This is a genomic window from Mycobacterium sp. (assembly GCF_049608025.1).
GTDB lineage: Bacteria > Actinomycetota > Actinomycetes > Mycobacteriales > Mycobacteriaceae > Mycobacterium.
Map to the genome: position 1 here is coordinate 24,618 of NZ_JBMYXC010000036.1, position 10,016 is coordinate 34,633.

Annotated in this window: 8 protein-coding genes and 1 pseudogene; 2 read left to right on the forward strand and 7 right to left on the reverse strand. The window is 64.8% G+C overall.

The annotated features are described in order from the left end of the window. Positions 1 to 33: 33 nt before the first annotated feature. The gene (locus ACPGXI_RS12640; RefSeq protein ID WP_526653351.1) at positions 34 to 1,254 is read right to left on the reverse strand and encodes a cytochrome P450; all 1,221 of its coding nucleotides are present in this window, start codon (positions 1,252 to 1,254) and stop codon (positions 34 to 36) included. Positions 1,255 to 1,392: 138 nt separating this feature from the next. Between ACPGXI_RS12640 and ACPGXI_RS12645 the strand changes: the two genes are divergently transcribed. Continuing rightward, the gene (locus tag ACPGXI_RS12645) at positions 1,393 to 1,890 is read left to right on the forward strand and encodes an Rv2253 family sensor-like surface protein (protein ID WP_526653353.1); all 498 of its coding nucleotides are present in this window, start codon (positions 1,393 to 1,395) and stop codon (positions 1,888 to 1,890) included. A 63-nt stretch (positions 1,891 to 1,953) separates the two neighbouring features. On the opposite strand, the gene ACPGXI_RS12650 is transcribed toward ACPGXI_RS12645, so the two are convergent. From ACPGXI_RS12650 to ACPGXI_RS12675, 6 genes are all read right to left on the reverse strand, one after another. Next, positions 1,954 to 3,573: a dipeptide ABC transporter ATP-binding protein gene (locus ACPGXI_RS12650; RefSeq protein WP_526653355.1), complete on the reverse strand. Its 1,620-nt coding sequence runs from the start codon at positions 3,571 to 3,573 to the stop codon at positions 1,954 to 1,956. Then, on the reverse strand, positions 3,570 to 4,469 hold the full coding sequence (locus ACPGXI_RS12655) for an ABC transporter permease (RefSeq protein ID WP_526653357.1): 900 nt from the start codon (positions 4,467 to 4,469) through the stop codon (positions 3,570 to 3,572). The genes ACPGXI_RS12650 and ACPGXI_RS12655 overlap by 4 nt, the downstream gene beginning before the upstream one ends. Continuing rightward, the gene (locus ACPGXI_RS12660; RefSeq protein WP_526653359.1) at positions 4,466 to 5,449 is read right to left on the reverse strand and encodes an ABC transporter permease; all 984 of its coding nucleotides are present in this window, start codon (positions 5,447 to 5,449) and stop codon (positions 4,466 to 4,468) included. The genes ACPGXI_RS12655 and ACPGXI_RS12660 overlap by 4 nt, the downstream gene beginning before the upstream one ends. A gap of 2 nt (positions 5,450 to 5,451) precedes the next feature. Continuing rightward, complete coding sequence (locus tag ACPGXI_RS12665; protein ID WP_526653367.1) at positions 5,452 to 7,029, reverse strand: ABC transporter substrate-binding protein; 1,578 nt, start codon at positions 7,027 to 7,029, stop codon at positions 5,452 to 5,454. 140 nt (positions 7,030 to 7,169) lie between these two features. Beyond that, complete coding sequence (locus tag ACPGXI_RS12670) at positions 7,170 to 8,675, reverse strand: flavin-containing monooxygenase (RefSeq protein ID WP_526653361.1); 1,506 nt, start codon at positions 8,673 to 8,675, stop codon at positions 7,170 to 7,172. Between the two features lie 63 nt (positions 8,676 to 8,738). Further along, entirely contained in the window at positions 8,739 to 9,548 is an 810-nt protein-coding gene (locus ACPGXI_RS12675) for an SDR family NAD(P)-dependent oxidoreductase (RefSeq protein WP_526653363.1), read from the reverse strand. A 62-nt stretch (positions 9,549 to 9,610) separates the two neighbouring features. Between ACPGXI_RS12675 and ACPGXI_RS12680 the strand changes: the two are divergent. Beyond that, positions 9,611 to 10,016: pseudogene (locus ACPGXI_RS12680) on the forward strand (RNA-guided endonuclease TnpB family protein); the annotation flags it as partial.

The following is a 10,016-nucleotide window of genomic DNA, read 5'->3' on the forward strand; positions in this document are numbered from 1 at the left end:
CTTGAGACTCGCGAACGCTTTCCGGCCGGCAGGTTATTCGGCAGCGAGGACGAGGTTTTCGAGCCGGCGCACCAGCAGGCTCGGCAGCCACCGGGGGGACCCGACCTTCTCGACCCGCGTGGTGTGCCGCAGGAGGTGGTCGAGCACGATCTGGCCCTCCAGTCTCGCGAGCGTGGCACCGACGCAGAAGTGCGCGCCTCTGCCGAACGAGATGTGCCCGGCCCTGCCGGCGCGGTCCAGCCGGAACTCGTCGGGCGCCTCGAAGTGCGCCGGGTCCCGGTTGGCCGCTCCCCACAGCAGGATCAATCGTGAACCGGCGGGCAGCTCATGCCCGGCCAGCATGCAGTCGTTGCGCACGTGGCGGTAGTGGCCGCGAAACGGCGACTCGAATCTCAACACCTCTTCGAGGAATGCCGGGATGAGATCGGGGTTCTCGCGCAGACGATCCTGGATCTCGGGGTGGGTGGCGCAAATGTTGGTCGCCGAGCCGATGAGCGATGCGGTCGACTCGCCGCCGGCGCCGAATAGCGTCACGATCATGAACTGTGCGGTCATGGTGTCCAGTTCGCCTGCGGCGCAGGCGTTGGCGAGGTCACCGAGCAGGTTTTCCTGCGGATCCGCCACCGCCAGCCGCAGCCGCTCGGCGACGTAGCCCATCAGTTCCACGGCAGCTGCCCCCGCCGCGGCGAGCTGTTCCTCGCTGACCAGCCCTTCGAGCAGTTGGGTGCTGGCATAGCCCCAGGCAGCGAGCTGTTCGGCGTGGTGATCGGGGACGCCGATGAGCCGACAGACCACCATCATGGGAAGGCGGTTGGCCATCGCGGACATCCACTCGATGCGACCGTCGCGCAGTTCCTCGCGCCACAGTCGCTCGGTCTTGTCGACCACGAAGGACTCCAGGGCGCGGATACGCTTGGCGGCCAACTGCGGCACCAGTTTCTTGCGGTGCACGGCATGAGCCGGGTCGTCGGCGATGGCCAAAACCTGCGTGGGTCCGCCGAGCTCATCCATCGGGAACAACCCGACGGTGCCGTCGGGCCGGTAGGTCATCGTCCCGGTCAGGTTGGAGGAGAAGTCGTCGGTTCGCGCCACCGCCTCGGTGACGGCGTCCCAGCTGCAGACCGCATGGAATCCTGAGGCACCGATTCGGTGAAGGGGCGCCGCGGCAAGCATGTGAGCGTAGAGCGGATACGGATTCTGGATGTGCCGGTCGTCGAACAATGCAGCGCCGAGCCGCCCATCTCGGATTGTCACGAGTTCAGGCTGGTCGCGAAGTACCGGCCGAGTCAACTTGCGTAGGAGAAAGAACGACTGCCACCGCAGGTAACTCCTGTAACACTTGCATCACCCCGGCAGATAGATGGGAAAACACCACGCAACCTGGGAGTTGAGATGTCGCGGTATCACTGGATGGCCGGTGCAGCATCAATGGGCGCAGTGGCCGCCCTGGGGCTCGCGCCCGCCGCGTCCGCCGGAGGTGTCCCCATATGGGACGGGACCTACGCGGTGACCTTCTTCGTCGACCAGAAGAGCGGCACCAGCGTCGCGGCAACCCAGACCGAGAACCGGTACTCCGATAACTACACGTTCGACACCAGCTGCTCAGGCGGTTCCTGCGTCGTGACGATCGTCGGGGGACCCGCTCCGCGCAACTCCACCGTTCCGGTCCCGGTGACCTTCACCTGGGATGGTTCAGCATGGTCTTCGGATACGAGCTTTCAGTGGAACTGTCTCATGCCGGACGGTTCGATCGAGTGGAATCCCGCGTACGCGCAGGTGGCATATACGCAGCAGGCGGATGGTTCCCTGTCGGGCCGCTGGCACACCGACATCTCCAGTGGAGCCTGCCAGGGCACCGTCGACATCACGATGGCGGCCGAGCCGGTCTGAGCGGTTGGCTCGGGCCCCGATCCGCTCAGAGGGTGGCGATCCGCTCAGAGGGTGGCGCTCCGCTCAGAGGGTGGCGCGCGGTTCCGTTGGCGGGACGGCGGCCAACAAGTCACGGGTGTACTGCCGCTCCGGGGAGGCGAACAGTTCACCGGCGGGCCGGCTTTCGACGACAGCACCGTCGCGCATCACCAACACGTCGTGGCTCAACTGCCGGATCACTGCTAGGTCATGACCGATGAGCAGGTAGGCCAGCCCTAGCTCGCGCTGAAGTCGGGCCAGCAGCTCGAGCATCCGTGCCTGCACCGACACATCCAGCGATGCCGTCGCCTCGTCGAGGATGAGCAGATCGGGCTCGGCGGCCAGCGCGCGGGCGATGCTCACCCGTTGGCGCTGCCCACCAGAAAGTTCGTGAGGGTACCGGTGCGCGAAAGCGGTCGGCAGCCCGACGAGATCGAGCAGTTCGGCGACGCGTTCGCGGCGCGCCGAGCGGTTCGTCACCAGCCTGTGCACTCTCAATGGCTCCGAGATCGAAGTCTCTACGCGGGCGCGAGGATTCAGCGACGAGAACGGATCCTGGAACACCAGTCCGATGCGGCGCCTCAGCGCCTTACTGGCGGCACCCTTTACATTGAGAACGTCGGTGCCGCCAAGCGTCGCGCTGCCCGCATCAGGTTTCACCAAGCCAGTCAGTACCGCCGCGACGGTGGACTTCCCCGAGCCGGACTCACCCACCAGACCCAGCGTCGTCGCCCGGCGGATCCGAAAAGACACGTCCTTGACTGCATGCACGGTCGAGCGGCCCACCGGCGTGGTCACCGTAAACCGCACGTCGAGTCCATCGACCGTCAGCAGCGGCTCGGCATCGGGGACGGCCGTTGGCCCGGAACCGTCGAGTGTTGGGCGCGCGGTGAGCAGCTCCCGGGTGTACTCCTCACGCGGCCGCTCGAACACCTCAACGATGGGCGCCCGCTCGACGACAGCGCCGGTACGCAGCACCGTGACATCGTGTGCCACTTGCCCGATCACGCCGAGGTCATGGCTGATCCACACCACCGCGGTACCGAAATCACGTTGCAGTGCGCGCACCAACTCGATGATCTGCGCCTGTGTCGTCACATCCAGTGCGGTAGTGGGCTCGTCGGCGACCAGCAGCTCTGGGTCGCATGCCAGCGCGATCGCGATCATCACCCGCTGTCGCTGCCCGCCCGAGAGTTGGTGCGGGTAAGCATGCAGACGCATCGCAGGATCGGGCAGGCCGACCGCCTCCAGTAGCTCGAGCGCCCGGCGGCCGGCTTCCCGGCGCGTCATGCTGCGATGAGTCTCCAGAGATTCGGTGATCTGGCGCTCCAAGGTCAGTAGCGGGTTCAGCGAGGTCCCCGGGTCCTGGAAGACGAAACCGATTCGCGCACCGTGCACGCGGCGCAGCACCCGTGGCTTGGCGCCCACCAACTGAACTGGTTCGTCGGAGACACCTTTGAGCGTGCTGGTGCCCGAAGTCCGCGCGCCCGGGGCATCCAGCAGCCCGGTCGCCGCGAGCATCGTCATCGACTTGCCCGAGCCTGATTCGCCCACGATGCCAAGGGTGTGCTCGCGGTGAACATCGAACGACACACCGCCGACCAGCGCGTGTCCTCCGATGCGCACGCCGAGATCCCGAACGCTCAGCACGGGTTGCGGGCTCATCGTGACTCTTGCCTGAGGGCCTCGATCGCGGTGCGCTGCTTGGGATCCAGCACGTCGCGCAGCCCGTCGCCGAACAGGTTGAACGCCAGAACGATGAGGAAGATCGCGGCGCCGGGAAACACCGCCATCCACCACGCCATCGTCACGAAGCCCTGAGAGTCGAAGATCATCCGGCCCAGTGATGGCTGGGGGGGTTGGATCCCCAGTCCGAGAAACGACAGAGCGGCCTCGGACAGGATGGCGAACGCCAGTGAGAGCGAGGTCTGCACGATGAGTGGACCCGAGATGTTCGGCAGAATATGGCGCACCAGGATGTACAGGTCGCCGGCCCCCACAGCGCGCGAGGCCGCCACGTACGGTTCGGTGCGCACGCTCAGCGTGCCCGCGCGAGCCACCCGGGCGAAAATCGGCGTGTAGACAATGCCGATCGCCAGGATCGTCGTGCTCACCCCCGGGCCCAGGATCGCGACGATCGCGAGTGCCAGAAGCAGCACTGGAAAGGCAAACATCACGTCGACGACCCGCATCAGCACGGTGTCGAGCCAGCCGCCTTTCCGGCCGGCGAAGTATCCAGCCACAACTCCGACCGTCACGCCCACCACGGCCGCGAAAACCACGCTGAGGACGGCGATCTGCATCGACGCCTGGATGGCGACCAGCACACGAGACAACACGTCGCGACCTAATTCGTCGGTGCCGAACCAGTGCGCACCGCCGGGTGCCTGCAGGGCGTTGGGAACGTCGACGTCGTTGACGCCGTACGGGGCGACCCAATTCGCGCTCACCGTAACGACGGCCACGGCCACGAGCACCAATGCGCTGACCAACGTGACCGGGTTGAGGGCGAGCAGCCGCCAGGAGGAGACCCTGGTTTCTGTGCTCGTGGTGTTCGTCATGCCAGGCGGATCCTCGGGTCGACCACCGCGTACAGCACATCGACGATCAGGTTGACGAGCAGGAATAGTGCCGCGATCAGCAACACCGCGCCCTGGATCAACGGATAGTCACGTGCCGCCACGGCGTGGTAGACCAGCCGACCCAGCCCTGGCCAGGCGAACACCACCTCTACAACGATCACGCCCCCGAGGAGCGTGGCGAGTTGGACGCCGGTGATGGTCAGGATCGGCACCAATGCGTTGCGCACGGTGTGTCGGAACGTGACGACCCGTGGTGGCAGACCCTTGGACCGCGCCGTGCGCACATAGCCCATCGCGGCCACTTCGAGCACCGCTGCGCGTACGTATCGTGTCATGATCGCCGCCGCCACCAAGCCGACGGTGAGCCCGGGCAGGACGATGTGGCGCAGCCATCCTGCCGGATCCTCGAACAGTGGCCGGTAGCCCGACGTCGGTAGCCAGCCCAGGGTCGTCGCGAACAGCGCGATCAGCAGGATGCCCATCCAGAAATCGGGGATGGAGACGCCGAATTGGCTTGTGATACGGACGATCGCGTCGCTGATCCGACCCTCGCGCAGTGCGGAGAAGATGCCTGCGGGCAATGCTATCGCCAGGGCTATCGCGATGCCGGCAAAACCCAGGGACGCTGTCGCCGGGAGCCGCTGCATGAGCGTCACGGTGACGGGGTCGCCGTTCCGGAAGCTCACGCCGAGATCACCGGTCAGCGCTGAGCCCAGGTAGCCGAAGAACTGAGAGATGAGCGGGCGGTCCAGCCCGCTGGCAGCGCGCAATGCCTCGTAGGCCTCCGGTGTGTAGCGGGTACCCAGCGCCAGGCGCACCGGGTCGCCCGGAACCAGGTGGACCAACGCGAAAACCAGGATCAGTACCCCGAACAACACGACGGCCGAGTAGATCAACCTGCGCGCCACGAACCCGATGAGCGGATGGTTCAGCCACGATCGGTCGGAGTTGGCCGCCATCGCTAGGCTCCGTCGTCAGTGTTCAGCGAGGCATCCCGGAACCGGACCGCGCCGTCGCGGCGTGCTTGGTAACCCGAGAGCTCTGGATTCCACGCCTGGATCACCGAGGGGTTGTACAGGTAGATGTAACTGGCTTCGTCGGCGATCAGCGTTGCGGCTCGCGCATAATCCTCGTAGCGCGCGGCCCGGTCGGTCTCGATCCGGCCCGCGTCGAGCAATCGGTCCACCTCGGCGTTGGAGAACTGCTGCGCGTTGCTCGTCCCGTCGGTGTGGTGCTGGGCGTAGTAGAAATCGTCGGGATCGATATTGCCCAGCCAGCCCATCATCAGCATGTCGAAGTTGCCCGAGTTCTGTTCGTCGAGCCAGGTCGCGAAGTCCACTGTGGAGATGTTGACGGTGATCCCAAGCGGCGCAAGGTTATCGGCGATGATCTGAGCCGCGGTGACCGTCTCCGGGTAGTCGGTGGTGACGAGCATGTCTAGATCCGTGGGCTGGACTCCGGCCTCGCGAAGCAGCTCGCGGGCCTTGTCCAGACCCAGCGCACGTGCTGAGTTCTCGGGGCCGTCCTGACCGTATCTGTCGTAGGGGGTGTACCAGGGGTTGCCCTCCGGGATCGCCAACTGATTGGCCGTGGCGGTGCCGTAGCTGGTCGCCTGAACAATCGCGCCGCGGTCGATCGCGTAGGCGATGGCCTGCCGCACGCGGACGTCGTTCCACGGTTCGCGGGCCTCGTTGAGGGCCAGATACCAGTAGTCGTTGCTCGGTGTGACTGCCAGCGTTACCGAGTCGTCTTCTTCGAGCTGTGCTACCCGCTGGGTGGGAATCGAGTCGGTCCAATCGATCTCACCGGCCTGCAGTGCCGATAGCGCCGTCGAGGGCTCGGAGATGAACCGGAACGTCACACCCGGGATCCCGGGCGGCCCGCCCCAGTAGTCCGGGTTGGCTGCCAGCGTGATGGAGTCGCCGCTGCGTTGATCCAGGAAGCTGAACGGCCCGGTCCCGATCGGATGGGTGGCGATCTGCCCGCTCTCGACGTTGGGGCGCGACACGATTGCCATCCCCTTGAAGCCGCCCAGGTTGGTCAGCATGTTGGGCACCGGCCGATCGGTGCGGATGACCACCGTGGACGGGTCAGGTGCTTCGACGGCGGTGACAGCGTTGAACTTGTCGACGTTGGCCAATTCCTCATCCATGATCCGGCGGTAGGAGAAGACGACGTCGTCTGCGGTCATGGGGGTGCCGTCGTGGAACGTGACGCCATCGCGCAGGTGGAAGGTCCAGGTGAGCCCATCGGCGCTGACGTCCCACGACTTGGCCAGCGCGGGCTGCATCTGGAGGTTCTCGTCGGGTTCGACGAGCGTGTCGAACACGTTCTCAAGTACTTCGAAGGAGAAGTAGGCGGTGGTCCGGTGCGGGTCGAGTTGGTCTGGCTCCCCGGCGATCGCTGTGACGAGGTTGCCGGCGGCCCCGCCGCCGAGATCAACCCCCTGTCCGGTCGAACACCCGGTCAGCGCCACCAACAGGGTGACGAGGGCTGCGAACACCCCGTGGGCAGCGGTCGACACCGCCGTTCTCGCCATCACCATCACCCATCACCATCACCCCGGATACCGCCTGCCCCATTCTTACCCATGGACCGTGGCGGCAAGCGTGGGACAAGGGCATCATCTCGATGGGCAACAGGCCGGGGCATTCCCGTTGCCGGTTCGGGAGCGTTCGGTCAGGTTGGCGAGTGCGAGCCAGTATTGGCAACGAACTGTTCGCAGGTGTATCGCAGATCGAATTCGTGCAGCCCGGACTTGGCGTGCAGTTCGCAGTATTCCTTGAAGCGCCCGGGAAAGAGGAACGGGGCGCGCCCGTGTTCGTCCTGGTAGTAGCTTTGGCAGGACGGCGATGCCCAGGAGTAGCGCGGAAACTGTTGTGCCAACCACTCGTTGTAGGCGCGGCTGATGTGCGGTTTGACCGACAGCGACTTCACGCCGGCCGCCTGCTTCTCGCGCAGCAGGGCGACAATCGTCTCGATGTTTCTCTCCGCGGTCAGGAAGTAGCTTGCGTCAAGCGGTAGTCCGTTGGGACCGACGGCAAAGAAGTAGTTCGGAAAGTGTGGCGCGGCGATCCCTTTGAAGGCCTCTGGCGACTTCTCCATTGTGTCGGCCAGACTCTTGCCCGCCTGCCCCAGTACACCGATCCGATCGAAGTCGAGGATGCGGTAGCCGGTGCAGAAGATGATGACGTCGGCCTCGATCTCGCGGCCCTTATCGGTAGTGATGCCGGTCGGCCGCACGGCGCTGAGGCCTTCGGGAATCAGCTCGACGTTTCCGCGCAGCAGGGCTGGGTAGAAGTCATCAGAGACCAAACCGCGCTTGCAGCCGTAAGGGTCCGCGGGCGTGAGAGCCGCACGAAGCTCTGGATCGGGGATCGCGTCGGTGATGAACTTCCTGGCCACTTTCTCGAACTGCCTCGCCCGATTGTGGCCGAGAGTTGCGGCGTCGTGGACAAGGCTCATCAAGAGTTGCTGCACGCGCCGAATCAGTTTCATCATGACCGGAAACCGGCGCCACCGGCTGCGCTGCGCGTCGGTGTAGAACTTGCGGCGCCGGGGCATGATCCAGTTCGGCGATCGCTGCAGGACGGTGAGTTCCCCTGCGACTCTGGCCACCTCGGGCACGATCTGCACGGCACTCGCGGCAGAGCCGACAACGACGACGCGCTTGCCCTCCAGTTCGACGCTGTGATCCCAGCGGGTGCCGTGAAAACTCGCGCCCTCGAAATCGTCGATACCGGGGACGCTGGGGTAGCGGGGCGTGTGTTGGTTGCCCATCGCGTTGATCACGACATCGAACTCGAGTGACTCGCCGGCCTCGCTCTTGAGCTGCCAGACGCCGGTGTCGCAGTACTGCGCGGCGGTAATCCGGGTGTTCAATCGAATATGGCTGTCCAGGCCGAACTCCGAAGCGCACTGCTGCAGGTAGGACTCGATCTCGGGCTGCTCGACGAAGTTCGCGGTCCAGTCGGGGTTCGGTCGATACGAGAAGGTGTAGGCGTGGGCCCAGACATCGCAGGCCAGGCCCGGGTAGGTGTGCAAGTGCCAGGTGCCCCCGACTGCGTCAGACTTCTCGAAGATCGTGAAGTTGGTGAAGCCGTGTGCAAGAAGTTCGTGGCCGGCCGCCAGGCCCGCGGGGCCCGCGCCGATCACCGCGATCCGGAGCAGGGAATGGACGGCCATGTCGATCTCTTACCTCTCGTTGATGAATCGGGAATCCTCTTCGAGGATCGCTTCTCGAGTTGTTCAACTGCCGGGCACTCGGATCCTTTCGGCGAATGCCTTGTGGAAACCAATCGGCACCAGACGTTTCAGCCAATCCACGGCGAAGGACTCCGCGCCTGAGCGCACCCGGAGCCTGTTGCCGCGGATTCCACGGACAATGGCCGAGGCCACGTCTTCGGGTGGATGCCCGTATTTCTTGATCCCCGTCTGCAATTGAGCGCGCTGCGCTTCATGGCTGACGCGCACGCTCCGTGCGATACCGGTCGCTACGCCGCCGGGATGGACACTGGTCACCCCCACCTGAGTGTGGCGGAGCTCTGCCCAGAGCGATTCGGTGAACCCTCGAACGGCGAACTTGCTTGCGCAGTAGCTACTTTGCCCAGGCGCGCCGATGAAGCCGAACATGCTCGACACATTGACGATATGAGCCTCACTGGCCTCCCGGAGCGCGGGTAGAAAGAACTTGCAACCGTGGACGACCCCCCAGAAGTTGATCCCGATGAGCCACTGGAAGTCTTCAAGACTGTGGTCTTCGAAGGTCTTCAACACTGAAACACCGGCATTGTTGACCAGAATGTTGACCCGCCCGTGTTCCCCGAGGATCTCACTGGGCAACGCTTCCATTCGTGCGACGTCGGAAACATCGGCTAGATGAAGGCTGGCGCGGACGCCGGCAGTCTCGATCAGGTGCGCCGTCTCTTCTAGGCGCGGCCTGTCGATGTCCACGAGGGCGAGTGCGCAGCCCTCATCGGCCAACCGTGCCGCCGTTGCGCGACCAATTCCACTCGACGCGCCCGTCACCACAGCGACCCGGCCGTTTAGATCCTTCATCGAATACCGCCCGAGAGACCCCCGGCTTTAGTCGTGGGGAGGTAAGGGCGGCTGCTGTGTCGGTGTTGACTTATAGAGTGCTCGGTGTGGTTGTCGAGTCGGTTGAGACGGTGCGGTACACCTACCGTCTGCGGCCTGGAGCCGGAGCTGTGGCGGCTCTGGAAGCCGAATGGCACCGGTGCCGGTTTCTGTGGAATGAAGCTGTCCACCAGCAGAAATCGGGTATCCGGCCGACGTTTGGCAAGTTGTCGAGGATGCTTACCGCTGCCCGCAAGAGCAGCTCTTGGTTGCGGGAGGGGTCCCAGGTGGCCCAGCAGCAGATGTTGGGCACCTATGGCTCTGCGTTGAGCCATTCGTTCACCGTGAAAGGCCGCCGCAGGCCGACCTTTAAGGCGCGTAAGACAACGCTGCCGTCGCTGGAATACACCCGCAACGGTTTCTCGATTCGCGACAACCGTTTGGTACTCC

Coding starts and splice junctions, on each gene's coding strand:
- ACPGXI_RS12650 (WP_526653355.1), bottom strand. CDS start 3,573: ATGAGCCCGCAACCCGTGCTGAGCGTTCGGGATCTCGGCGTGCGCATC.
- ACPGXI_RS12660 (WP_526653359.1), bottom strand. CDS start 5,449: ATGGCGGCCAACTCCGACCGATCGTGGCTGAACCATCCGCTCATCGGG.
- ACPGXI_RS12655 (WP_526653357.1), bottom strand. CDS start 4,469: ATGACGAACACCACGAGCACAGAAACCAGGGTCTCCTCCTGGCGGCTG.
- ACPGXI_RS12675 (WP_526653363.1), bottom strand. CDS start 9,548: ATGAAGGATCTAAACGGCCGGGTCGCTGTGGTGACGGGCGCGTCGAGT.
- ACPGXI_RS12670 (WP_526653361.1), bottom strand. CDS start 8,675: ATGGCCGTCCATTCCCTGCTCCGGATCGCGGTGATCGGCGCGGGCCCC.
- ACPGXI_RS12665 (WP_526653367.1), bottom strand. CDS start 7,029: ATGGCGAGAACGGCGGTGTCGACCGCTGCCCACGGGGTGTTCGCAGCC.
- ACPGXI_RS12645 (WP_526653353.1), top strand. CDS start 1,393: ATGTCGCGGTATCACTGGATGGCCGGTGCAGCATCAATGGGCGCAGTG.